The following is a 24,072-nucleotide window of genomic DNA, read 5'->3' on the forward strand; positions in this document are numbered from 1 at the left end:
GTAACAGATTTCGGGTCCGGTAACTGGTGTGCGCGAATAAGTATAGGCTGTTACCACCGCATTGTTCCGATGGGACGTTCCCGTCCCACTGGCCTGGATGCCAGGTCCGCCAGGGACCCATCGATTCGGCCTTCCATGGTCCCCCATTCCCCCTCCACCCCCGTTCCGGTCGTCCGGTCCCCCGTCTGACACCGCGCCCAGGCGTCACTCCTGTGAGTCAGTCACGAGCGTCTCCAGCGGGTCCGCCCGTTCCTTGCGTCGCTCGTATTGCACGTGCGCCCACTCTCTGACGGACTCGTCGGCCGACTCGATGGTCGCTTTGAGGTTGTTCCCGTCGTCGTAGACGGCCAGACAGCACCCCGTGTCGTCCAGTAACAGCCCGAACGACAGCGGCGTCTCGTGGACGAAGATCTCGATACCGCCGTGTTCTATCCCCCGCTCGAACGCCGTCGGGAAGTCCGACGCGGAGCGGTCGATGACGTCCCGGTCGACGACGAGCGTCATCTCGACGTCGGACTCCAGCAGGTCGGCCGCCACCTCGTTGAACGACTGGGAGACGATGGGCGAGATCGCCCGAACTCGCCCCTCGGCCGATTGGAACCGGTCGATGAGCCGGGTCACCGCCGCGAGCGGGTCCTGTTCCGTCCCCCGCGTCATCGTGCTCTCGGTCAGCAGCGCCGTAGGGAACCGGTCGGCCACCGGTTCCAGGTGCGTCGCGACGGGGCCGAACTCGCGGGCCCGTTCGACTTCGGTCAGCAGCGATCGGTACCGGGTCAGCACCCGCCGCCCGGTCACCGTCGGGTGGTACTGCCCGTCGCGTTTGTAGGCCCAGTCGCGCTCCCTGAACCCGGCGAGGATGCGCTGGACGGTCGTCCGCGTCGCGTCTACCCGGTCGCACAGCTCGCAGGGCCGTGCCGGCGTCTCACACAGGGCCGACAGCACCGCGAACCGCTGGGGGGACCCAGTGAGAAACTGGACGTCCCCGAAGGCCGCCTCGTCGGGTTCCATTGGTTCACAGTACCAGGCCCCTGCGTGTTTAGTGTCACGATTGTGCAGCTGTCGACCGGTTCATCGACCGACCGGGCGGACGAAGACGGTGACGCGCGTCTCGCCGCGGGGCGTCGTCGTCGTGAGGTCGAAACCGACGCCGACGACGTGGGTGACGCCGGTCCGGTTCTGGACGAGCACGCCCCGGTCGACGGCGCAGGCGCCGAACTGTCGGGCCGGGCCGCCCGGACAGCGCTCGTCGGCCCACGCCCCGGCGACGGTTCCGTTGTAGGTCGCCGCGTGCACCGTCCCGGCGTCGACCTCCGAGGTCCGGAGCCGCTCGAGTCGCGGTTCCAGTCGGCCGCGGACCTCCGTCACCGCGGCCCGCCGGCGCGACCAGGCGTACTCGCCGGTGACGCCCGACTGCGCAGTCGCGACCGCCCGGTCGAGCGTGCGCCGGGCGTCCCGGGTCTGATCGCCGTGGTCCGCCGTCGCCCGGACGTCGCCGTGGTAGCCCAGCTGGAGGTACGAGAGGACGATCGGTGCCAGCGCGACCGCGACGAGCGCCGCCGCGACGAGCACGAGCTGGCCCCGTCTCACGCGTACCACACCTCGATGCGGACCCGGCCGTACCCGGTCGAGACCATCGCCGTCCCCGTCGGGACGCCCTCGGGTTTCGGGAACCCGACGGTCCCGTGTGGCGTCACGACCCGGTACATCACGTTCGCGGGCACGATGCGGTCGACGCGGCGTTCCAGCGCGCCCCGTTCCCGCTCGAAGGCCCCCTCGCTGCGCAGCACCTCCCCCAACCGCGTCGTGCCGCCGTGGCGCGGCGCCTCGTTTGCCAGCACCGTCGCCGTATCCTCGGCGTAGGCCGTCAGCTGGGGCGTCCGCGTGTCCGGCGCCGGCGTCCCGAGCGCGAACCCCAGCGCGACCCCGAGTATCAGCACGGCACCGAGCGCCACCTCGACCAGGGACAGCGGGAGTTGCGCCCTAGGCATCGACGCTCACCGCCAGCGTGGCCTTCGTCGTCCGGGCGGCGTCGTAGGCGACGGTCACGTCACCCGCGTCAAGCGGGCCGGCGAAGCGGAACCGGAGCGTCGTCGTCTCGTAGGGGACCAGCGACACCTCGAAGCGCCCCTCGAGGCCGCCCGCGTCGTGGAGGACGACCCTGTCGTCGGCCCGGACCGTCCAGACGGTGGTCCCGTTCGGCGGGGCCACCGTCACCGTCGCCGCGCCGGTGCGGCGGGGGAGCGTCACCGCGGGGGTATCTCCCAGATCCGGTGTCAGCGTCGCGCGCGTCCGCCGCTCGAGGAGGACGATGCGCCGGACCGTCGTTCCGTCCTGTGGGGTGCCCCGGCGCGCGATCGGCCGGCCGTCGAGCGTGACGCTGACGTCGTAGTCGTCGTCGGCCGTGGCGACTGGCGGGAGGTCGCCGGCGTCGAACGACCGGACCTGGCTCCGCGCGAGCACGTTCTCCCGGACGGCCAGCGGGCCGTCGGGCGCAACCAGGTGGTCGGCGAGCGCTGTCGCGGCGCGTCGCTCGTCGGGCGCCCGGTCGCCACCGGCGATGGCCGCGTCGGCCATCCCCAGGCTCAGGCCGGTCAGCACCGTCAGGACGACGAGCGCCAGCGCCAGCGCCGGGAGCGTCGTCTGTGCTCGACGCCCGCGCGCGCCGGGCAGTCGGAACGTTCCGGTGCTCATCGTTCCTCCAGTTCGACGGTCAGCTCGCCCGGCGGCCCGTCCACTATAACCACCGTCTCGGCGCCGCTCTCCCAGGTCCCGGCGAGCGCGTCGACCCGGTCGGGCAACACGGGTCGGGTCCGTCCGCCGACGGCGGGGTCGGGGTGGACCAACACGAGGTCACGCCCGTCGGTCCGGATCGCGTAGGCCGCGCCGCCGATCGTCGCCGGGAGGTCGACCCGGTACCGCGCCGACCCGGCCCTGGCGTCCGGTGGGACGGCCTGCTCGACGCGGGCCGTCGCCTCCGCCAGCGTCCGCTCGCCCAGTTCGCTCCCGACGGCCGCCCGGTAGGCCGGGACGGCGCCGCCGTACAGCGTCGTCGTCAGGAGGCCGACGTAGACCACCACCAGCCCCAGCGCGAGCAGCTTCTCGACGACGGGGCTGACCGCGCGGTTATCCATGGGCCACCTCCAGGCGCATCCGGTGGACCACGAGGTACAGTGTCCGGTTCCCCGGGAAGGTGGCGACCACGCTCTGTACCCCGTCGCCGTCGAGGTCCCGGACCCGGGTGGTGGCGTTCTGGCGCCGGAAGTAGCGTGCCAGCGGGCCGGGGGCTGCGGTCTCGAGTGCGACCCCGTACTCCCGCTCGCCCAGTTCGATCCGCTCGTGGCTGACGTTCGTCCGGAGTCGCACCGACGCGCCGCCGGTTCCGGCGAGACTCTCCCCGCTGGCCCCCAGTCGCGGCGCGCCGACGACGAGGGTGTCCGCGTTCCGCGTGACCGTGACGGGCGGGTCGCGCTCGAGCCACGCGTTCCCGGCGGTCCCGCGGATGACACTGCCGGCGACGAGGGCGACGCGGGACTGGCCGGAGTCGTAGACGAGCCCGCCGACCTCGACGGTCCGTGCGACGCCCGTCGGCGTCGTGATGCTGAGGTCGCGCTCGACGGTCGACAGGCGCCCCTCCGTGAAACTGACCCGCGCTTCGTTCGGCCCGGTGTGTTCGACCGGCCGGAGCTCGGTCCGGAAGGCGTGTTCGACACGTGCCTCGTCGGCCGCCGCGGTCTGGCCGTCGACGACGGTGCCGACGGCCGCCGTCAGACCCCCCAGCGCGACCACGGTGATGCCAAGCAGCAGGACGACGCCGACGACGTGTGACTGGCCGCGCGACGGCGTCCGACTCACAGCAGGCCCACCCCCGCGAAGACGACGTAGGCGATACACACCTGCCCGCCGGAGTGAAGCAGTGCCTCGTAGACCCCGCGGCTGGCCGTGCCGGCGAACCAGCCACAGGCGAGCATCGTCGCCTGCGTGACGACGTAGAACCGGTACCGCGCCCGCTCGGGGTCGACCGCGGCCGGGTCGAAGGCGACGGTCGATCCGTCGGCGACGGCCGACAGCTGGGCGAACTCCGCCAGGACGTAGACGTTGACGGCGACGGTGATGCCAAGCACCAGCAGGGCCGTCGTCCAGCCGACGGCGACGTAGACCAAAAGCGCCGAGCGGAGCGACTTGCGCTGGTGGTAGAGCGTCCCGATCTCGGTCTGCAGGGTCTCGAAGACGTCCTCGCTGTCGCTCCCGGTGTCGAGCGCGCCGACGACGAGCCCGATGGTCTGCTCGGCGAGCGGCGTCCCGACCCGCTCGACGAACTGCTCGAGCGCCGCCGAGCGACGGTTGGCCGCCTCCCCGTCCGGACTGTCGCTCAGGCCCAGGGTGAACGCGAGCGCGTCGACGTCCGCGGCGAGTGCCCCCAGTTCCACCTCCGCCGCCACTCGCCGGACCGCCTCGGGGAACGGCCGCCCGAGGGCGACGTGGCCGGCGACGGCGTGGACGAAGTCCTGTATCTCCCGGTCCTTCGCGTCGTCCCGACGTGCCCTGCGGACGGCGACGGCACCGACCGGGAGGCCGACGGCGACGTACGACAGCAGGCCGACGTTCAGCGGTCGGTAGCCCAGCGACCAGAGACCAGCGGCGACCAGCACCCCGGCCGGCACGGCGACGACGAGCGCGCTCGCGGGGTTCGTGTGGACCGTCGCGAGCGTCGCCAGCGGGCCGTCGGGCCGGCGGTACGTCGGCGTCGCGGTCGTCGTGGGCCGCAGCGAGTGGACGAGCCAGGACGCGAGGATCCCGGTCACCAGGACGAACCCCGCGCTCCCGTAGACCACGGCCGCCCTGACCGTGGTCTCGCCCAGCGGGGTCGACACCGGCGCCGACAGTCCCGGCGCGAGCACGCTCATGACGGTGACGATGAGGACGATCAGCGCCGGCACCACCAGGAGGACGACGAACAGCTCCGCGAGCAGTTCGAGGTAGCCGGTCGCGCGCTCGTGGCGGCGGGTCTGCTGGTGGGCGAGGAGCCGTCCCTCCATCTCCAGGTAGCCCGCCAGCGCCTCGGTGCTCTGGTTGGCGTGTTCCTTGAACTTCAGCAGGAAGGGCGCGAGCAGGTCCCGGGAGGGCGTCTCGCTGGCGACCCGTTCGAGCCCTTCGTCCAGGCTCCCGGTCAGCGCGCCCCGGTTGAGCGCACGCCGGAACGCTCGGGCTGTCTCGCCGTAGGCGTCCTGCCGGGCCACCGCCCGGAGCATCGCCTCCCGGTCGTGGGTGCCAGAGGCCAGCACGCGCAGGTACCGGACCGCGCCGGGGAGCGTCACGGCGATGTCGGCCCGTCGACCGGCGGCGACCCACGAGAGGTAGCGGTCGCCCAGCCGGAACACCACGACCCGACAGCAGAGCCCGGCCGCCGCACTGGCGACGAGCACGAGGACCGCCCGGGGGACCGTCGGTAGCGGGAGGCGGTTGAGGATCGGCAGGCTCTCGCCGACCACGGCCGCGAGTCGAGTGACGGCGGCCGGCGGGGCCAGCGCGGCCAGCGTCGCGGTGCCGGCGATACCGGCGACGAGCGCCAGCCACGCGAGGCCGTACAGCCGCGCGACGTAGAGCCCGAACCCGGTGTCCGGGTCGGCCGCCCGGTACCGGTCCCGCGTTGCTGTGTGGCGGCCGTCGTCGGCGTGGTGGGCAAAGAGCGCGTACAGCCCCCGGTCGACGATGCCGAGCGGGGGACCGTCAGTCGTCATCGTTCCGCACCTCCAGGCGGTCGGGGCCCGACTCGCCGGCCCGTCGCCGGAGTCGCTCGACGGTCGCGGCCTCGTTGGTCTCCAAGTCGGCGAGCACCTCGAACAGCGACTCGAAGTCCGTGAGGTCCTCTCGGACCAGGTACTGCACGTAGCGGTGCCGGCGGTGCAGCGCGGCCTCCACGTCCTCGATTGGTTCGTCGCGGAGCGTCGCCAGGCGCTCGAGGACGCCCGTCTCGACCGACCGGGCCTCGCCGCCGAACTGCGGGTGCTCGTAGGCGATGTCGTAGGTCCCGTCCGGCCGGCGGCGGCAGACGCTGTTCCAGTGGACGGTCGTCCCGTCTTTCTCGATGGTCCCGGAACGGTCGTCGCGGTACCGGGGTTCGTCGACGAACTCGACGACGTCGGCGACGTACCGCTCGCCGTCGACGTACCGCGGGAAGACGACGAGGTCGATCTCCGCGAGCAGGTACGTCGGGACCCCCTTCTCGATGACGCGGTTGACGAGCGTCTCCACGTCGTCGGCGTGCGTGGTGCCGATGACGCCGTGGCCCGTGTTCAGCGTCTCGGCGAACGTCTCGAAGGACTCGGGCGTGTTGATCTCGGCGATGACCTCGACGTCCGGGTTGAGGTAGTTACACTGGGTCATCAGGTCGGCCATCGTCACCCGCCGGTGGTCGCGCTCGTGCTCGCGGGTGGTTAGCGAGACGCCGGTCTCGTGGGGAATCCGCACCTCGCGTGACCCCTCGTCCATGCTGATGGGGCGGTCACGGTAGGGGACGAAGGGCATGTGGGCGTTCATGAGCGTCGTCTTGCCCGCACCCGTCGGGCCGGAGAAGAGCACGACGCCGTGGGACTCGTAGAACAGCCACAGCAGGGCGACCAGCTCCGTCGGGAGCGCGTCGCGTTCGACGAGGTCGACCGGCGTCATCGCGTCGGCAGACTGCTTGCGGATGGAGATGTGCGGGCCGCCCTCGCTGATGGTCGGTAAGGCCACCGCACAGCGGATGGTCTCGTCAGCCTCGCTGTCGCCGTCGGGGTCGATGTTGACCTTCGCGCTCGGGTTCGAGGCGTTGAGCTCGGTGCCGTCGTCGGCCGCCAGCTGCATCACCACGTTGACGAAGGCACTCTCGGACTCGAAGGCGAGGTTCGTCGGGACACGGCCGTCGTGGCCCAGGTCGGCGCGGGGGAGGACCTTCACGCGCTCGCCCACCCGGTTGGCCTCGATGTCCTCGAGCGTGTGATCGCGGACGGGAACCGTCAGTTTCCCGTAGCCGACGAGATCGCGCATCACGTAGTACAGCAGGTCCTCGAGCCGATCGGCGGCAAAGCGGTGATCGACCGGCGGCACCGCGAGGTCGAGCTCGGCCAGCGCCGAGCGGACGCGGTAGCACACGGCGTCGAGCCACTCGGTCGTGTTGCGGACGGTCAGCTGCCGGGCCAGGTGAGCCCGCGCCCGGTCGCGGACGAACGCGGTGCGGTCCTCGACGAGGCCGTCGACGTTCGTCTCCCAGATGCGCTCCTTGCAGGCCTCGATGAGCTGTTCGTCGCCGGGCAACAGGTCCGGTTCCCGGACCGCGTACTTCGTCGTGAACGGGTCCGACCCCAGCAGGTGCTCGCGGTAGACGACGACCGGCACCTCGAACCCCTCGAAGGAGACGGTGTGGCGCTCGACGCGCTCGCTGGCGAACCGGTCGATGAACGCCGGGTCCGGCCCCAGGTCGGTCTCGGCGGGGGCGTAGTCGTCGGTGTGGACCACGACGCCGTCGTCGGTGACGTCGGCGACGTCGATGCGGTGGTCCAGCGCGTACGGCGTCAGATCGCCCAGGCACGCAAGCGAACAGGCGGCGTGGTAGTCAACGCGGCGGCGGACGGTCGGCGAACACTCCACCAGTCGGTCGATGACCCGGCGGTGCTTCGGGTCGAACCCGCAATCCATGCGTTCGATGGCACCCTCACGCGTTCGGGGACGCTCGACGTGCGCACCCTCGAAGTGCGATTCGACGGTCGCGAGGGCGCTCGCGGCCGGTGTCGAGAGCAGCGGTTCGCGGACATCGTACCCGAACTCGCTGCCTGCCCGGCGGATGGTGACGACCACGCCGGGGTAGATCTCGTCCTGTTCTCGGACGTCCGGAGCGTACCATGCTCCGGGGTCGTCCGGCGGTACCGGTGCCGGCACGGTGGCGTGCCAGCCTGTGTCCGCGCGTCGGCTCATGTCGGGTCGTTCGACGCCCGACCGAACTTAAATTTTAGTATAGAATACGCCTGATTTTATCGCAGTATTGTGGGTATTATTTAGCCCGCGGGACTGGACTCACTCCTCGGTCGGGTCCGTCTCGACGCCGGACACCTCGAAGCGCGCCCCGCCGTCCGCGCCGTCGGTGAGGCGGAGGTCCCAGCCGTGGGCGTCGGCGACCTGATCGGCGATGACCAGTCCGAACCCCGTGCCGCCGTCGGCCGTCGAGTAGCCCCGCTCGAAGACCTGCTCGCGTTCGGCCGGCGGGATTCCGGTGCCGTCGTCCTCGACGTAGAACCCGTCCGCCATGTCACCGATGGTCACGGTCACGTCGGTCCCGCCGTGGTCCACCGCGTTCCGGACGAGGTTCTCGAGTAGCTGTTTCAGCTGGCTCTCGTCGGCCCGCACGCGCATGGTCGCCTCCACGTCGAGCGTCGCCCCGTCGGTCCTGACCGTCTCCCAGCAGGCCCGCCCGACCTCGGCGAGCGAGATGGGCTCCGGGTCGAGTGTCTGGCCGTTGTGGCGCGCGAGCGCCAGCAGGTCGTCGACCAGCTGGTCCATCCGGTCGTGGGCGCGAACCACGATGTCCAGTGTGTCGTCGTCCAGGTCACCGTCGTTCTCGAATTGCTGCTGGACCATCTCGACGCCCGACTGGGCGACCAGCAACGGGTTCCGGAGGTCGTGGCTCACGACGCCCGCGAACATCTCCAGGCGTTCGTTTTGCTGTTCCAGGCGGCGTTGGGACCGCTTCAGTTCGCTGATGTCGACGTAGATACGGAAGTACTCGTCGTGGTCCCCGGGGACCGGGACCGACCGAAAGAGGAAGTCACCGAGTCCGTCGTCCGTCCGGCGACGCACCTCCCGCCCGAACGTCCGGCCGCTGCGTATCCGGTCGTCGATGCGCTCGGCCGCGGGCTGGCGGTCCGGCGGGACGATGAGGTCGTTGACCGGTTGGCCGACGGCGGCCTCGACGTCGTGGCCGAAGGTCTCCTCGAACGCCGGGTTCCCGTCCCGCAGGACGGGGCGGTCGTCCTCGAACCTGACCCGGATGATCGGTTCCGGCACCATCTCGAAGAGCGTCCGGAGCCGGTCGCGCTGGAGTCCCAGCGCCTCGGTACGTTCGATACGCTCGAGGGCCGCCGTCGCCGTCGCGGCGAGCGTCTTCATCAGCGAGACGTCGGCCCCGTCGAACTCCGAGACCTCCGTCGACCCCGCCAGGAGCACGCCGTAGTCCCCGAGCGGGAGTATCATCTCGCTCCGGACGTCCGTCTCGGGGTTGAACCGGTCCTCGGCGCTCGAGACGTCATCGAACATCGCCGTGTCGCCGGACTCGAAGACCTGCCAGGCGAGTCCGCTTCCGGGTTCGAACGTCGGAAGGGGACCGACCAGCTCCCTGGCTTCGTCGGTCCACGCGACCGGTTCGAGGCAGTCCCCCGTTGCCGCCTGGAGGTGGACTGAGTTGACCGGGATGTCGAGGATGTCGCGGGCGGCCTGGACGACCATCTCCGCGACGTCGTCGTGCGTCTCGGCCCCCATCAGCGAACGGGCGGTCTCGTGGAGCTGTTCGACCGCGTCCTCGCGGCGCCGTCGCTCCGTGACCTCCTGGAAGAGGGAGAACATCGTGACGACCGACCCGTCGTCGTCGGTGACGACCCGGTTGTGCCACTCGCAGGTGATGCGCTCGCCGTCGCCGCGGACGTTCTCGTTGACGCTGCGGGCCTCCGTCCCCGTCTCCATGCTATCGGCGATGACGTCGGCGACGGGGGCCCGGTCGGACGGCGGCACGATTTCGGTCCACGGTTCGCCGACCAGCTCCGCCTCGCTGTACCCGAGGATGTCCTCGGCGGCGGGGTTCATCTGGACGACGCCCATCTCCCCGTCCCACTCGATGACGCCCATCGGCGACTCGTCGACGAGCAGGGACAGGCGCTCCTCGTTCGACTCGTCCTCGCCCCGCGATCGGTATTCGTCGATCGCCGTCGCGACCCTGTTCGCGAGGACGGCGTCCCGACCGGTCTCGCCCGACTGCTGCAGGTAGTCGGTCACGCCGGCGCCGATGGCCTCGCTGGCCACCGCCTCGCTGCCGCGACCGGTGAAGATGACGAACGGCAACTCCCCGTACCGTTCGCGGACCGTCTCGAGGAACTCGATACCGGTCCGGTCGGGGAGGTCGTACTCGCTGACGACACAGTCCACCCGTTCCGTCTCGATGCGGTCGAGCCCGTCGCGCGCCGAGTCCGCGGTCACGACCTCCAGCGGGTCGGCTTCCCGTTCGAGGCCCGCCGCGGTGCGGGCCGCGAACGTCTCGTCGCCGTCGACATAGAGGACCCGGGCGGTGCGCTCGGCCGCGGACATGTGCCTGACAGACTGAGGTGACACTGATAATAGTTCGGACGAGATTACTACTGCTGATACTCCGGTGTCGGTGGTCGGCGGGACCGACCCGGCTATTCCTGGGCCCGAACCCCGACGTCCTCGCTTCGACAGACCCGTCGCACGCGGTCGGCGAACGGGCCGGTGCCGGGCCACTCGACCGGGGCGTCGAGCGCCGCCGGGTCGCCCACGTAGCACTCGACGCGCTGGCCCGTTGTGTCGGCCCGCGGGAGCGATACCCGGACGTACAGCCCCCGGTCGACCCCCTCGTAGGCGTCGAGGGCGGTGACCTCGGGCGTCCAGAGGAGCCGGCCGTCGGCCGTGCCACCGGGCGCGAGCGTGGGGTAGCGTCCGTCGACGCGGTGGAGGCCGGCGAGCGTAGCCGACCCGCGGTACGTGTATGTCTCGAGCACCGACGCCGCCGTCGCCGGGTCGGTGAGCGTCCCGTAGACGAAGACCTCCATGCCCCCGGCTACGAGCGCCACAGGCATGAACGCCGCCACAACGTCATCCCTAATTACGGCCGGTCACAACGCCTGCTGTGCACCGAGCGACGAGCGGCGGTGAGTCGGCCCGATGACCCGCCAGCGGACCGTCGTGCTCGCTGTCATCGTGAACACCTTCTTCGTCGGGTTCGGCGGCGGCGTCGTCTTCCCCATCCTGCCGAACCTGGGGGCCGTGCTCGGCATCTCGCCGTTCCTCGTGGGACTCATCCTCAGCGCCAACCGCATCACCCGCATCGTCGCGAACGCCCCGGCGGGGTCGCTCATCGACCGGGTGGGGACGCGCACGCCCTTCGTCGTCGGTCTCTTCGTCGAGGGACTGGCGACGCTTGGCTACCTCGTGGCCGTCACCGCGCCGTTCCCGGAGGCCTGGTTCCTGGTGGCCCGCGTCCTCTGGGGGGTCGGCAGCGCGCTGGTGTTCGCGACGGCCTACACCATCGCCGCCGACGTGAGCGGGGCCGACTCCCGCGGGGCGAACATGGGCGTCGTCCGCGGCGGCATCACGCTCGGGTTCCCCGTCGGCCTCGTCCTGGGGGGCGTCGTCAGCGAGGCCTACAGCGTCGCCGCCGCGTTCGCCGCTGCGGCGGCGTTTGCCATGCTCGCCAGCGCCATCGCTTACGTGCTGGTCCCCGAGACACACGTCGACGACCACCGGGGCGGCGTCTCGCCGCTCGACGTCGACACCACCCGGACCACCCTCGCCGTCGGCCTGGTGAACTTCGGCCTCTACTTCGCGTACCTCGGGGCGCTGTTCTCGACGCTCGTGCTCGTCATCGACGTCAGGGACCTGACGACGCTGGGCTACGGCGCCCAGGGGCTCTCGGGCGGGCTGATGGCGGTGACCGTCGTCGCCGCCTCGGGGCTGACGCTCGCCGGTGGGACGCTCAGCGACGGCGACGGCCGGCGCCTGCCGGTCTTGCTCGCCTTCCTCGTCGTCTCGTTCGCCGGGTTTCTCCTGCTCGCGGCCGCCGGCTCTCTCCCGGCGTTCGTGCTGGCCTGCCTCCTCGTCGGGGCCGGCCAGGGGGGAACCAGCGGACCGCTGGTCGCGCTCCTGGCCGACCTGACGCCGAGCGAGCGGATGGGGCGGGCGACGGCGACGAACAACGTCCTCGGCGACTTCGGCGGGGCGCTCGGCCCGCTGGTGTCGCTCCCGCTGGTCGACGTGGTCGGGTTCGCCCCGGTCTACGTCGCCTGCGCCGTCGTCCCGATCGCCGCCGGGGCCGTACTGGTGGGCAGTCTCTCGGCCGAGGGACACTCGCCGCTGCCCGCCCCGGGGACGGCCGAGGACTGACCGGCGGGTTCGGGGGTCCGCCCTACCGTCGGGCACGCCCGTCGACCGGATTGAACGACGCGAGCGACCTCGCCGCGGTCGCCCCACGTCGCCCTCGGGTCGACTCACCGCCGGTGCGTTCGGTCCGTCGACCCCGTCTCGAATACGCACGCTCGCCGTGCGCTCCGTCTGCGGACGGGGCCGGTCGGTCGTCCGGGCCTGTCGACAGGTCGGCCGGGACGAGCCGAGGATCCGGTCGCAATCTGGTGGTTACAGTTGACTGCACCAGTGGAAACCCGGCCTTGTACCGGCGGTGCACACGAGTGTATCTCCCGTCGAGCGTACACACAACTGCAATCGGGGGGTTTTGTTTTGTATACGAAAAACCAGAATTAATACTCGAATAGATCTTAAATAATTTCTTACGCTATCTGAGACAGTCGTTTGAGTTACGACGAGTTGTGAACGATTGTCGGGTATAAATACCCGGTCGGACGAGCCGGCGACTATGCCACCATTGGCATCGATACAGACAGCACAGTACAGTCCGCGACCCGAACCGGCGAGTCGCGCGCTCCCGGGGGAGGGGCACTGAGATGGCGACCGCACTGCAGATCGGCCTGGCCGTGTTGCCACTGGCGGCCATCGCGTTCCTGATGATCGGTCGGTACTGGCCGGCGACGAAGGCCATGCCGGTCGCGTGGGTGGTCGCGGCCGTCGTCGGCCTCCTCGGGTGGAACATGTCCCCGCGGTGGCTCGTCGCGGCGTCGATCAACGGGGCGATAACGGCGGTGAACATCCTCTACATCGTCTTCGGCGCCATCCTGGTGCTGTACACGCTCAAGGAGACCGGCGCGTTCGACGTCATCAACGAGGGCTTTACCTCCATCAGCGACGACCGGCGCGTCCAGGTCGTCCTGCTCGTGTTCCTGATGGGGTCCTTTATCGAGGCCGCCGCCGGGTTCGGGACGCCGGCCGCCGTCGTCGGCCCGCTGCTCGTGGGGCTCGGCTTCCCGCCGCTGGCGGCCGTGGTCATCGCGCTGACCGGTAACCTGATGGCCATCACGTTCGGGGCGGTCGGGACGCCGCTCATCATCGGCCTCGAGGACATCTTCGCCTCGACCGAGTCCATCCAGTCGACGGTCGCCGCCCAGGGGATGACCATCCCCGAGTGGGTCGCCCAGATCGCGGTCTGGGCCGCAACCTTCCACGTCATCGTGGGCGCAGTGCTGCCGTTCATCGGCGTGGCGATGATGACGCGCTTCTTCGGCGAGGAACGCTCCATCCGGCCCGCGCTCGAGGTCCTGCCCCTGACGCTGTTCGCGTGGGCCTCCTTCTCGGTGCCGTACTGGCTCACCGCCTACTTCCTGGGCCCGACCTTCCCCGGCCTGTTCGGGGCGATGGGCGGGATGGTCCTCACGGTCGGCGCGCTGAAGGCCGGCTTCTTCCACCCCGACGAGGAGTGGGACTTCGCGCCCGAGTCGCAGTGGCCCGAGCACTGGATCGGCGACATCCAGCCGGGCGAGTCGGCCAGCGGCGACACGAGGGTTGCCGCCGACGGCGGACAGGTCACCGCCCAGTCCATGTCGCTCGTCCGCGCGTGGACGCCCTACGCCGTGCTCGCCGCGCTGCTCGTCCTCACGCGGGTCGTCGACCCCGTGACGAACTTCCTCACCTCGACGCTCGTCTTCGAGTGGGCGAACATCCTCGGCACGGGCATGGACAACAGCTTCGCGCTGCTGTACCTGCCCGGCGCTATCTTCGTCGCGGTCCACCTGCTGACCATCCCGCTGCACGGGATGGACCGACGCGAGATCACGGACGCCTGGTCCGAGACCATCGTGAAGGTGACGCCCGCGGTGCTCGCGCTGGTCTTTGCCGTCGCGACGGTCCAGATCATGATCCAGTCCGGCGAGACGGCCAACGTCGACAGCATGCTGGTGGTCCTCTCGGAGGCGACGGCCGACACCGCCGGCGTCGTCTACCCGTTCTTCGCCGCGCTGGTCGGGGCCTTCGGGGCGTTCCTGGCCGGGTCGAACACGGTCAGTGACATCCTCTTTGGCACCTTCCAGTACAACGTCGCGACCGACCTTGGCGTCTCCCGGACCATCCTGGTCGGCGCCCAGGCCGTCGGCGGCGCCATCGGGAACCTCATCGCGGTTCACAACGTCGTCGCCGCGCTGGCCGTCGTCGGCCTCGTCGGCGAGGAGGGGCGTGTCATCCGTCTCGAGCTCATCCCGCTTGCCTACTACGCCACGATGACCGGCATCCTGGCGCTGCTGTTCGTCTACGTCTTGGCGCCCGGGACGTTCTGAGACGGGGCCGACAAACCCGTTTTCGACGACTGCGTCCCGCCGCGCTTCTAGCCGCCGACGTAGTGCCAGAAGTGGTCCGTGTCCGTGGCCACGTCGACGGCTGGCAGTTCCTTCAGGGCCGGCTTGATGACTGTCCACCAGTCGTCGGCGGTGTCGTACCCGGCGGGATGGTCGGGGAACACCTCGGTGATCACCTCCGACTCGGTGGCCTCCGGGTTCTCGCCGAGGAAGTCGTAGGCCGCCTGCAGGGCCGCGCGCTGTTTCGCGAGTCGCTCGCCGTCGCCCGGGAGGTCCACCGCGTGGACCTCGTTGTCGATGGCCAGTTCGCGTTCCGCGCGGGCCCGAGCCGCGTCGTCGACCACCGAGTCGAGGGGCACCCACCAGACCCGACCGCGGGCACCGACCTTCCGCGTCGCGAGGCGACCCTGCTCGACGAGCGCGTTGAGCTTGTTGTGGGCCGTCCGCCGCGAGCAACCCAGTGCCTCCATCACGTCGTTGGCGGTCAGCGGCCGCCCGGGGTCCGAGCGGCCGTCGAAGACGGCGAGGACGCTCTCCAGCGAGAACTCGTCGCTCGACGTTCGGTCAGACGACTCGCCGGGCCTCGCATCGCTCATGGGTTGGTCGTTGCGCCCGACGCTATTGTATCTTGACGTGCCCGGGCGAGGGCCGGCGACGTCGTGCCAGGGAGACTGCTCGTCGGTCGCACACCCGCAGAACGGTCAGTCACGGACGTGTCAGTACTTCGGGTCCGCACCGGTGAGCTCGTAGACGTCGTCCATGATGGCGTCGCGCTCGCGCTGCCAGGCGTCGAACCCGGAGGGGTCGCTCGGGTAGGCCTCGTAGTGGTCGAGCAGTCGGTCGGCCAGTCGCTTTGTCTGATAGAGATCGTAGATGGTGCCCCAGTGACCGACGCTCTTGATCGCCGTCTTCACCTTCAGACCGAGGCTCAGGTCCGTGGACCCGCCGTAGAGCGCCTCGGCGAGTTTCTCTCCGGGGAGCGCAGCGAGCAGGCCCATCAGGTCGTCGACGTCGTAGGCGGTGGTGAAGATGTTGTAGACGTCCAGCGCCGCGTAGCGAGCGCCGAAGTGGTCCATCACGTTCTCGTTGTATTCCCAGAGGGCCGCCTCGTCGCCCGTGGCGTCGTCTTCGATGGCCTCCATTGCCTGCTCGGCGGCGTACTTCCCGGCGTAGGCCGCCCCGGCGATGCCGCCGCCGGTCGTCGGGTTGACGTGGCCCGCCGCGTCGCCGACGGCGATGTAGCCCGGTGCGACCGCCGAATCGTAGGGCCGCCGGGTGGGGAGTGCCGCCCCGAGTTTGTCCGTCACCGTCGCACCCTGGAATTCCGTGCGCGCTTCCAGGTCGGCCTTCAGGTCGTCGACCAGCTCCATCGGTTCCTCGTTCATCTGGAAGCCAAGGCCGGCGTTGATCTCCGTCGACGTACGCGGGAAGTACCACAGGTAGCCCGCCGAGCGCTCGGTCGGCTTGAAGACGAGGGCGTCGTCCCACTCGACGGGTTCGTCGACCTCGATTATCTCGCGGTAGGCCGAACAGAACTGCGAGTACCGGACGTTGGTGTCGAAGGTGGCCCCCTCGAAGTCCGTCTTGTCCTGCAACAGGGAGAGCGCGCCGGCGGCGTCGACGACCAGGGCCGCCTCGTAGGTCGCCTCGCGGCCCTTTCGCACCGCGGTGATGCCCGTCACGCGCCCGTCGGCGTCCTGCTCGACGTCCTGGACGACGGTGTCGTAGTGGAAGTCCGCGCCCTTCGACTCGGCCCCGTCGATTACCCGGCGGCCGTACTCCCAGCGGTCGATGACAGCCAGTTCGCCGGGCACCGGGATCTCGAGGACGGCGTCCTCCTGTGGAATCTCGAAGCGGCCGTGGTCGACGCCCGTGTTGGTGAACGCGGGTTCGAGCTAGGACTTCGGGATGGCCTCGGGGAAGTCGCTGGCCCCCTTCAGCGCGTCCCCGCAGGCGATGTGGCCCGCCTCCTCGGCGTCCTTCCGTTCGACGACGACGACGTCGTACCCCCCGTCGGCGAGCGTCGCGGCGGCGTAACACCCGGACGTGCCCGCCCCGACGACGACGACGTCGTACTCGTGACTGCTCATGGTGGTGCCTGCTAGCCGGAGAGAGAAAACCGTTCCGACTGTCGGTCTCGGCCAGTCAGCCTCGGAGACAAGAGTTTTGACGGGTGGTTCCGAACGGCGGGACATGACCGAGTACACCGTCGAATTCGTCGGGACCGGCGAGACCGTCACGGTCGCCGACACGGAGACCATCCTCTCGCGGTGCATCGAGGAGGGCATCGCCCAAGAGTACTCCTGTCGCGTGGGGATGTGCCTGGCGTGTTCGGCCCACATCGTCGAGGGCGAGGTGACCCAGCCGGCCGCGCGCGGCCTCACCGAACGCGAGCGAGAGAACTACGCGCTGACCTGCATGGCCCGACCCCAGTCCGACCTGAAACTCGACCGGGGTGTCTACCCGCCGAGCATCGAAGCGGAGGCCGGCGACGCCGTCTCGGCCGACGACTGACCCACCGGTAGGCCCCGGAAACCCGATTTTTCGAGACCCCAGTGAAGCCCATTCGCGGCCGGACCCACCGTTCGAACCGGACGCCAATAGAATGACATGACCTAGCACAATAAAGGGCAGGTGATATAAGCGTGTGGTTCCTATGTGGTGGTGACAGCAGTGTCAGCGGACGGCCGGCGACGATTGACACCTTCCCCTAACCATGACCAGTCGCGTATACAGACTACATTCGACACTTGAACTGCCACTGGAAGACGCATACGATTTTTTCGACGACCCGAAACTCCCTCCCGAAATCGCGGACATTGACATCACCCGCCGGAACAACACGCTCATCGTCAGCGCCGTCGCCGAGGACGAGACGATGAGCAAGTACACGCCGACCGCACAGCTCAAGGCCAGCGTCACGGAGAATCGGGTCTACGAGGAGGACCCCGACGAGATGGGGCCGCCCGGCGCGGCCAGCACGGGGAGCAGCGGGGGGCCACAGTGGGGTACCCTCGAGGAGGAAGAGGAGGAGATCGAGTCCGAGCTCGTCGAGTACGCCTGTTTCAAGGGCGACCGCGAGACGGTGCTCCAGAACACCGCCCTCCAGTACGAGATGTTCGAGGTACTGTGTGAAATCGCGAAGGTGGCCGAGAAAGGGACGCTGACGGCTATCGCCGCCGTCGACGACGAGCTGACCGCCGTCCGCATCGTCGACGGCGAGGAACTGCCCGCCTCCATCAACGTCGTCGAGGACCCGTCCGACGACGACGAGAACGAGGGTGTCAACTGGCGGGACAACGAGTTCATCAACTAGTCGCGTCCGGATTGGTCCGACGCCTGCCGCGCGTTCGCGAGCGACGCGTCCTTCGCCCGCCGGCCTCGACTGACGCCGCCGCGCCGTCAGCGCCCGACAGGACCGATGGCCCCACCGGCGACCCGTTCGGCGACCTGGAGCGTGATGGTCGCCTCGATGTACGCGGCAACGAGGATTAGCCCCGTCGCGAGGGCGACGAGCCACCCGGCCTCCCGGAGTCGCCGCTCGGTCACGAGTTCCGGTTCCCGGTCGCGCAGGTAGCGGACGGTCAACCTGCCAAAGCGCAGGCCGACGGCCGCGACGAGCAGGAGCGCCGGAATCTCGAGAATCCCGTGGGGGACCAGCAGGGCGAGTACCACAACGACGGGCAGTTCCTGGAGGGCCAGGCCCACCACCGCGCCGATGAGCAGGCCGTTCAGGACGAGGCCGAACACGGAGACGATGCCAAGCGTGACGGCCCCGAGCAGCATGACGAGCATCGCCGTGAGGTTGTTCACCGCGATGGCGGTGGTCGTCAGTTCGCTCGGCACGAACGGGTTCGCACCGCCGTCGGGTGCCGTCGGTAGCGACTCGACGGGGACCGCGGCCCCCAGCAGGAACCCGACGGCGGTGCTGGCCCCGAGCAGGACTGCCGCGACGGGGACGTACAGGGCGACCCAGCGCCGGTAGATGCCGGCGGTCGACGCGATACGGTCGGTCATCCTGTCTGGACGCAGGGGCGACACGAGTAAAAGAACGGGGGCGTAGAGAGTGCCTACGGGGACGCGACGGCGGTCCCACTCGCCAGTAGGTATGTCCTTTCCTCCCATACCACTCGAGAACCCAAAAAATACTTACAAGCCTCTAATTATATCTCATTACACGATGATCGACGACTTCCCCGATTACCTCGACGTCGACTACGAGGACGGCGAGAAACAGACCGCCACAGATTACCCGGCGATCACCGACAAGATAGAGAAGGCAATCGAGGTCACCAAGCACGGCCTCGAGGAGTACCAGAACCCGGTCGTCATGTGGACCGGCGGGAAAGACTCGACGCTGACGCTGTACTTCGTCAAGGAGGTCGCCGACCGCTTCGACCTCGAGGTGCCCCCGGTCGTCTTCATCGACCACTACCAGCACTTCGACGAGCTCATCGAGTTCGTCAAGCACTGGGCCGACGAGTGGGACCTGGACGTCATCTGGGCGCGCAACACCGACGTCGGTGACTACGTCGACGAGCACGGCCTCGAACCGGGCGACGACATCCCCATCGACGCCCTCTCCGAGCACAACCAGCACCACGTGCGCAACATCTTGGAGTACGAGGAAGATTCCTTCCCGTTCCTGCTCGACACCTACGTCGGCAACCACCTGCTGAAGACCGTCGCGCTCAACGACACCATCGAGGAGTACGACGTCGACGGCATCCTCTCGGGGATCCGCTGGGACGAACAGGAGTCCCGCGCCGACGAGACGTTCTTCTCGCCGCGGCACAACCCCGACATCTACCCGCCCCACGACCGAATCCAGCCGATACTCCAGTTCGCCGAGGCCGACGTCTGGGAGGCCTTCTGGCACTTCGTCGTCCCCGACACCGTTTCCGGCTACCCCGAGGAAGGGTACGTCCCGCAGGGCTTCGACGACCTGCCCGAGGGCATCGAACAGGACGACATCCCGGTCTCCCCGAAGTACTTCGAGGGCTTTCGCTCGCTGGGCAGCGAGGTCTCGACGAAGAAGTCCGACGACGATCCCGCCTGGCTGCAGGACATGGCGAACACGACCGAGCGCGCCGGCCGCGCCCAGGACAAGGAGGACCTGATGGAGCGCCTGCGCGACCTCGGCTACATGTAACCCCCGGCGTCACCCACGGGTAATTTCGACGCCCGTCTCACTCCGTTCCGGTTTCTCACGCACTGACCGTCTGTTCAGTGTCCGGTCCGGCTCTACGAGCGGGATCCGGGCGACTGTGGGTTCGTCGATTGTCGTATAAAAATTTAGTAGCCGTCGAAATATAGGGTGACGTATGTCAGTTCGAGCCTACGACTGTCCCGACTGCGGCGAGCCGATGAGTTACGAGACGACGAAACACCGCGGGTGTCAGAACTGCGGATTCGTGCCGGCACACGGCGCAGAGTAGCGACCGCGGGGACGAACGACCGGTCCCCGGGTCGTAGTCGACCGAGCGGTCCGTAGAGACGGGTCGTTTCGGCACCGCGATCTCTCCTCTCGCTACTCCTCGCTCGCCAGCTGCTCGACCAGGTCCCGGAGCGTCGCCAGGTCGTACTGGCCCGGTGCCGTCGCCACAGCGGGGTCGACCGGCGCGTACCCGATCTTCGACCCGTAGAGCGGCGCCACTGCCCGTGAGTGGCGCCCGGCTTCGCCCATGCACATGGTGGCGACGCGCTCGCCGGCGGTGGTCAGCACCCGGGTCGCGGCCAGCACGGCCAGCACGTCGTCGGGGGTGTGGGCCGTCGTCGCTACCTTCCCGACGTCCCCGACCGCACAGGCCCGTTCCAGCCGGTCGACGAGTGTCGCACGGTCGGGGGTCGCCTCGAAGTCGTGCGCCGAGACGACCACCGACGCCCCGCGGTCGCGGGCGTGGGCCGCAACCCGGCTCGCATCGTGGTCCCCTTCCCCCTCGAGTGCCGCGAGTTCCAGGTCGACCGCCTCGACGGCGTCGAACTCGACGGCCGTCTCCAGTGTGTCGAGTCGCTCGGCCGTGTCCGCCGTCCCGCCACCCTCCCACTCGACGCGGTTGGTCACGAGCACCGGGAGCTCGCCGTCGTAGGCCTCGAGCTGGGCCAGTGGCGCCTCGGCCATGTCCATGCGCAGTTCGACCCCGTCGGCGTCCTCGCGGGCGGCCGGTTCGATCCCCAGGTCGTCGCCGGCCGCGAGCAGTGTAAACGAGCTGAAGTCCATACCGGGCGTTCGCCGCGCCGGCCTAAAACGTCCCTGCCTCGATGGGTGCGTGGGTCGCCCGGTACCCCTCGCCGGTCGCGTCGACCTCGTCGACGGCGTACAGGCGGATCTGTTCCTCCTGTCTGGTGTTGACCGCGAAGTCGTAGTGTTCGGCCTCGTAGCCCGGTTTCTCGCCGGCCTCGCGACGGGCCCGGACCCACTCGCGGTGAGCGATCAGGCGATCGCGGGCCACCCCCGCCGAGCGCTCGGGGACGTCGGCGACTCGCCGGTCGAGCGCGGCGACCAGGTCAGCGTCTCGCTCGACGCCCACGGAGTTCCGTCCGGCGACCATCGCCGCGAGCGTCGTCGTCCCCGTCCCCAGGAACGGGTCGAGCACGGTGTCGCCGTACACCGAGAACATCGACAGCAGGCGGTACGGGACTTCGAGCGGATAGGCTCCCGACCGGTCGCGGACACCCTCGTCTAGGTCCTGGACCTCGCCGGGGAACTCCCAGAGGTCCGAGAACCACTCGTTGCGCTCCTCCCAGAAGTACGCGCTCTCGTAGCGCCGGTCGGCGCCGGGTTCCAGTCGACGGCGCTCGCCGTTGCGGAAGATGAGCACGTGCTCGTGTTCGAGCGTCGGGTAGGCGTTGGGCGGGACCATCCCCGAGCCCATGAACTTCGCGCCGCTGTTGGTCGGCTTGCGCCAGAGGATGTCCGGCAGCGCCCGCAGGCCACGCGCTGTCAGTCGGGACGTTATCTCGGCGTGGTTCGGGTACGAGCGGAAGCCGTCGGACAGCGAGCGGGTCGCGTCGCCGACGTTGATGCAGGCGATGCCCCCGGGCGCGAGGACGCGGTCTACCTCGGCCCAGACCTCGTCCAAGACGTCGTGCATCAGCGAGAAGGCGCGGTCGCCGTCGCCGGCCGCGAGGGCGTCCGCGATGGCCGGGTCGAGGGCCCCGAAGATGTCGTCCCACATCTCTATCATCGGATAGGGTGGGGACGTGACGACGAGTTCCACGCTGTCGTCCGGCAGCGGAATCTCGCGGGCGTCCCCCGTGACGATCCGATGTGTCGTCTCCATATCAACGGTCGAGACGGGGGCGGGACTCGGTTCTTGCGGTTGTCGCCAGTTGTAGTGTTTATATTATGAGGAATCGGGTTAGAGAGCCAGAAAGCCCCCGCGCTCCCAACTCCCGCGGCTCGCTGCGCGCTTCCTTCGCTCACTTCGCTCGCTCAGTCCAGTGCTTACGTCGCCGGGGTTCGCTGAGAGCGCGGCCCCTTTCAGTCCCGCCCATGCTGGCTGACCAACCGGCATGGGTGGGACTGAAAGGGGCGGCTGGCTCCGGGAAGGCGGCCGACGCAAGCACCGCAACGAACGTAGTGAGTGAGGAGCGCAGCGAGGCCCCCGACTGGAGCCAGCCGGGGCTTTCTGGCTGTTCGCACTTACAATCGCGTAACTAAACACTACCTCGCGCCGCGACCTCTTTCCTAGGTCAGGCGACCGGCAGGTCCTGCTCGGCTTCCAGCAGCTCGTGGTACCGGTTGCGGATGGTGACCTCTGAGATGTCGGCGACCTCGCTGACGGCTGCCTGCGTGGTCTTCTCGTTGGTCAGCAGGGCGGCGGCGTAGACGGCCGCGGCGGCCAGGCCGACCGGTGACTTCCCGGAGTGGACGCCCTGTTCCTTGGCGTTCTGGAGGAGCTGGCGCGCGCGGTGCTCGGCCTCGTCGGACAGTTCCAGCGAGGAGGCAAAGCGGGGGACGTAGCTCTCGGGGTCGGCCGGCGCGACCTCCAGGCCAAGTTCGCGGACGACGTAGCGGTAGGTCCGGGCGATCTCGCTCTTCTCGACGCGGGAGACCTCGGTGATCTCGTCGAGCGAGCGGGGGACGCCGGCCTGGCGGGCGGCGGCGTACACCGAGGACGTCGAGACCCCCTCGATGGAGCGGCCGGGCAGGAGGTTCTCGTCGAGCGCGCGCCGGTAGATGACGCTCGCAGTCTCGCGGACGTTCTCCGGGAGGCCGAGTGCCGAGGCCATGCGGTCGATCTCGCCGAGCGCCTGCTTGAGGTTGCGCTCCTTGGAGTCGCGGGTGCGGAACCGCTCGTTCCACTTCCGGAGGCGCTGCATCTTCTGGCGCTGCTTGTTCGACAGGGAGTTGCCGTAGGCGTCCTTGTCGCGCCAGTCGATGTTCGTCGAGAGGCCCTTGTCGTGCATCATGTTCGTCGTCGGCGCGCCGACGCGGGACTTCTCGTCTTTCTCACTTGAGTCGAACGCGCGCCACTCGGGGCCGCGGTCTATCTCGTCGGACTCGACGACGAGGCCACAGTCCTCACAGACCGTCTCGCCGTGCTCGTCGTCCATGACGAGCGAGCCGCTACATTCAGGGCAGGCGGTCGCAGTCGATTCGGTCGACTCCGTGGTCGTTTCCTCGGTTCGCTGTCGCAGTCGTGTATGGTCACTCATTGGTTGCGAGGGCGGGTGCTCACCGGGCTGGAAGCTTCCCGAGAAACCCGGCGGCTGTCGGTAAACCTTCCTGCGTTCGAAAGCCATTTAAACGCTCTGGTATCGCGACGGAGAACACCGTTTCACCCGTCGACGCCCGCGTCTGTGTCACTTTCTCACGACCATTCAAAAAGCACACGTGCGGGCCCGAACGCCCGGTATCACACGTGCGCTGCGTGCATCTGTGTCGCTACCGACCGGGCGGTGACCCGCGGCCACGCACTCACACCCGTCGCGGGCCCGCTCACTCGACCGTGTCGGACTGGTGGCGCCCGCGCGTCTGGACGTCGACGAAGTGGTGCCGGGCCGCGTCGCCGACGACGCCGGCGAACGACCGGGCCGTCTCGTCGTCGCCGTAGACCTCCTCGGCCGCACGGAGTCCGTTCTCGGCCAGTCGCGCCGACACTGCGTCGGGCACCGGATCCCCACCGCTGACGTCCAGGATGAGCAGTCGGTCGGTGAAACTCTTCGCGAGGAAGGCGTCGACGACGCCGTCGGACGCCCGGAGGTCGGCTGCCAGCTGGCTGAGTTTCGCCGTCCGGTCGGTCATACCCCACTCTCGGGCCGGACGGACCGTAGTCCCCGTCGCGAACATCTCCGGGTCGCCGACGGCGTGGCTTTATTTTCCGTGGGGCGTTCGCCTACGCATGCCAGACCACACGGACGACTCGCTCGACGCGGTCCCCGCCGACCTCTCGGGCGACGCCGAGACCCTCGACGACATCTCCGAGGACGTCTCGGACGACATCGAGATCGTCGAGTACACGCGCGAGGACTGCACGTACGTCGGCTACGCCGTCGAGAAGACTGATCCCAGTTTCGACGCCGAGCGGTCGGTGGTCACGGCCTTCCGGGTCCCACGCGGCGAGGCCGAGTCTCGGGACGTGACCGACGAGTACTCGGGATGACGACCACCACTCGA

At 69.2% G+C, this 24,072-nt stretch carries 22 protein-coding genes and 1 pseudogene; 6 read left to right on the top strand and 17 right to left on the bottom strand.

Annotation, left to right across the window (positions count from 1 at the left end; translation table 11 throughout):
• Positions 1-204: 204 nt before the first annotated feature.
• From P1K88_RS06195 to P1K88_RS06240, 10 genes are all read right to left on the bottom strand, one after another.
• Positions 205-1,008 (bottom strand): helix-turn-helix transcriptional regulator, encoded by an 804-nt coding sequence (locus P1K88_RS06195; protein ID WP_276413389.1) that lies wholly within the window; start codon positions 1,006-1,008, stop codon positions 205-207.
• A gap of 60 nt (positions 1,009-1,068) precedes the next feature.
• Complete coding sequence (locus tag P1K88_RS06200; protein WP_276413390.1) at positions 1,069-1,587, bottom strand: DUF7261 family protein; 519 nt, start codon at positions 1,585-1,587, stop codon at positions 1,069-1,071.
• Entirely contained in the window at positions 1,584-1,988 is a 405-nt protein-coding gene (locus P1K88_RS06205; protein WP_276413393.1) for a DUF7262 family protein, read from the bottom strand. The genes P1K88_RS06200 and P1K88_RS06205 overlap by 4 nt, the downstream gene beginning before the upstream one ends.
• On the bottom strand, positions 1,981-2,691 hold the full coding sequence (locus P1K88_RS06210) for a DUF7263 family protein (protein WP_276413395.1): 711 nt from the start codon (positions 2,689-2,691) through the stop codon (positions 1,981-1,983). The genes P1K88_RS06205 and P1K88_RS06210 overlap by 8 nt, the downstream gene beginning before the upstream one ends.
• Positions 2,688-3,131 carry a DUF7266 family protein gene (locus P1K88_RS06215; protein WP_276413397.1) on the bottom strand — a complete coding sequence of 148 codons (444 nt, stop codon included), beginning with the start codon at positions 3,129-3,131 and terminating at the stop codon, positions 2,688-2,690. Before P1K88_RS06215 ends, P1K88_RS06210 begins: the two co-directional genes overlap by 4 nt.
• Positions 3,124-3,852 (bottom strand): DUF7289 family protein, encoded by a 729-nt coding sequence (locus tag P1K88_RS06220; protein ID WP_276413398.1) that lies wholly within the window; start codon positions 3,850-3,852, stop codon positions 3,124-3,126. The genes P1K88_RS06215 and P1K88_RS06220 overlap by 8 nt, the downstream gene beginning before the upstream one ends.
• Positions 3,849-5,738 carry a type II secretion system F family protein gene (locus P1K88_RS06225; RefSeq protein WP_276413400.1) on the bottom strand — a complete coding sequence of 630 codons (1,890 nt, stop codon included), beginning with the start codon at positions 5,736-5,738 and terminating at the stop codon, positions 3,849-3,851. Before P1K88_RS06225 ends, P1K88_RS06220 begins: the two co-directional genes overlap by 4 nt.
• Positions 5,728-7,950, bottom strand: a complete 2,223-nt coding sequence (locus P1K88_RS06230; RefSeq protein WP_276413401.1) for a type II/IV secretion system ATPase subunit — start codon at positions 7,948-7,950, stop codon at positions 5,728-5,730. Before P1K88_RS06230 ends, P1K88_RS06225 begins: the two co-directional genes overlap by 11 nt.
• 99 nt (positions 7,951-8,049) lie before the next feature.
• On the bottom strand, positions 8,050-10,326 hold the full coding sequence (locus P1K88_RS06235) for a hybrid sensor histidine kinase/response regulator (RefSeq protein WP_276413402.1): 2,277 nt from the start codon (positions 10,324-10,326) through the stop codon (positions 8,050-8,052).
• Positions 10,327-10,418: 92 nt separating this feature from the next.
• Complete coding sequence (locus P1K88_RS06240; protein ID WP_276413403.1) at positions 10,419-10,808, bottom strand: gamma-glutamylcyclotransferase family protein; 390 nt, start codon at positions 10,806-10,808, stop codon at positions 10,419-10,421.
• 112 nt (positions 10,809-10,920) lie between these two features.
• Between P1K88_RS06240 and P1K88_RS06245 the strand changes: the two genes are divergently transcribed.
• Together P1K88_RS06245 and P1K88_RS06250 are read left to right on the top strand one after the other, a co-directional pair.
• The gene (locus tag P1K88_RS06245; RefSeq protein WP_276413405.1) at positions 10,921-12,138 is read left to right on the top strand and encodes an MFS transporter; all 1,218 of its coding nucleotides are present in this window, start codon (positions 10,921-10,923) and stop codon (positions 12,136-12,138) included.
• A gap of 575 nt (positions 12,139-12,713) precedes the next feature.
• Positions 12,714-14,432: an L-lactate permease gene (locus P1K88_RS06250; protein WP_276413406.1), complete on the top strand. Its 1,719-nt coding sequence runs from the start codon at positions 12,714-12,716 to the stop codon at positions 14,430-14,432.
• Between the two features lie 47 nt (positions 14,433-14,479).
• On the opposite strand, the gene P1K88_RS06255 is transcribed toward P1K88_RS06250, so the two are convergent.
• Positions 14,480-15,046, bottom strand: coding sequence for an ArsR family transcriptional regulator (locus tag P1K88_RS06255; RefSeq protein ID WP_276413407.1), 567 nt, complete (start codon positions 15,044-15,046; stop codon positions 14,480-14,482).
• A gap of 120 nt (positions 15,047-15,166) precedes the next feature.
• Positions 15,167-16,540: pseudogene (locus tag P1K88_RS06260) on the bottom strand (geranylgeranyl reductase family protein).
• A gap of 103 nt (positions 16,541-16,643) precedes the next feature.
• On the opposite strand from P1K88_RS06260, the gene P1K88_RS06265 reads away from it, so the two are divergent.
• Entirely contained in the window at positions 16,644-16,964 is a 321-nt protein-coding gene (locus P1K88_RS06265) for a 2Fe-2S iron-sulfur cluster-binding protein (RefSeq protein WP_276413408.1), read from the top strand.
• Between the two features lie 202 nt (positions 16,965-17,166).
• Positions 17,167-17,766, top strand: a complete 600-nt coding sequence (locus P1K88_RS06270) for a DUF7110 family protein (protein WP_276413410.1) — start codon at positions 17,167-17,169, stop codon at positions 17,764-17,766.
• Positions 17,767-17,852: 86 nt separating this feature from the next.
• Here the strand turns inward: P1K88_RS06270 and P1K88_RS06275 are convergent, their stop codons facing one another.
• Positions 17,853-18,467: a stage II sporulation protein M gene (locus tag P1K88_RS06275; RefSeq protein ID WP_276413411.1), complete on the bottom strand. Its 615-nt coding sequence runs from the start codon at positions 18,465-18,467 to the stop codon at positions 17,853-17,855.
• A gap of 163 nt (positions 18,468-18,630) precedes the next feature.
• On the opposite strand from P1K88_RS06275, the gene P1K88_RS06280 reads away from it, so the two are divergent.
• Positions 18,631-19,602 (top strand): phosphoadenosine phosphosulfate reductase family protein, encoded by a 972-nt coding sequence (locus P1K88_RS06280; RefSeq protein WP_276413412.1) that lies wholly within the window; start codon positions 18,631-18,633, stop codon positions 19,600-19,602.
• A 378-nt stretch (positions 19,603-19,980) separates the two neighbouring features.
• Here the strand turns inward: P1K88_RS06280 and P1K88_RS06285 are convergent, their stop codons facing one another.
• From P1K88_RS06285 to P1K88_RS06300, 4 genes are all read right to left on the bottom strand, one after another.
• A complete protein-coding gene (locus P1K88_RS06285; RefSeq protein WP_276413413.1) occupies positions 19,981-20,670 on the bottom strand; it encodes a type I 3-dehydroquinate dehydratase in 690 nt (229 codons plus the stop codon).
• Between the two features lie 22 nt (positions 20,671-20,692).
• Positions 20,693-21,733, bottom strand: a complete 1,041-nt coding sequence (locus P1K88_RS06290; protein WP_276413415.1) for a DNA-methyltransferase — start codon at positions 21,731-21,733, stop codon at positions 20,693-20,695.
• A gap of 412 nt (positions 21,734-22,145) precedes the next feature.
• Complete coding sequence (locus P1K88_RS06295) at positions 22,146-23,111, bottom strand: transcription initiation factor IIB (protein ID WP_276276564.1); 966 nt, start codon at positions 23,109-23,111, stop codon at positions 22,146-22,148.
• Between the two features lie 283 nt (positions 23,112-23,394).
• Complete coding sequence (locus tag P1K88_RS06300; protein ID WP_276413421.1) at positions 23,395-23,700, bottom strand: hypothetical protein; 306 nt, start codon at positions 23,698-23,700, stop codon at positions 23,395-23,397.
• A gap of 97 nt (positions 23,701-23,797) precedes the next feature.
• Between P1K88_RS06300 and P1K88_RS06305 the strand changes: the two genes are divergently transcribed.
• Entirely contained in the window at positions 23,798-24,058 is a 261-nt protein-coding gene (locus P1K88_RS06305) for a hypothetical protein (RefSeq protein ID WP_276413423.1), read from the top strand.
• The last annotated feature ends 14 nt before the right edge of the window (positions 24,059-24,072 follow it).

Origin of the sequence: Haloarcula halobia (genome assembly GCF_029338255.1) — an archaeon.
Lineage (GTDB): Archaea > Halobacteriota > Halobacteria > Halobacteriales > Haloarculaceae > Haloarcula > Haloarcula halobia.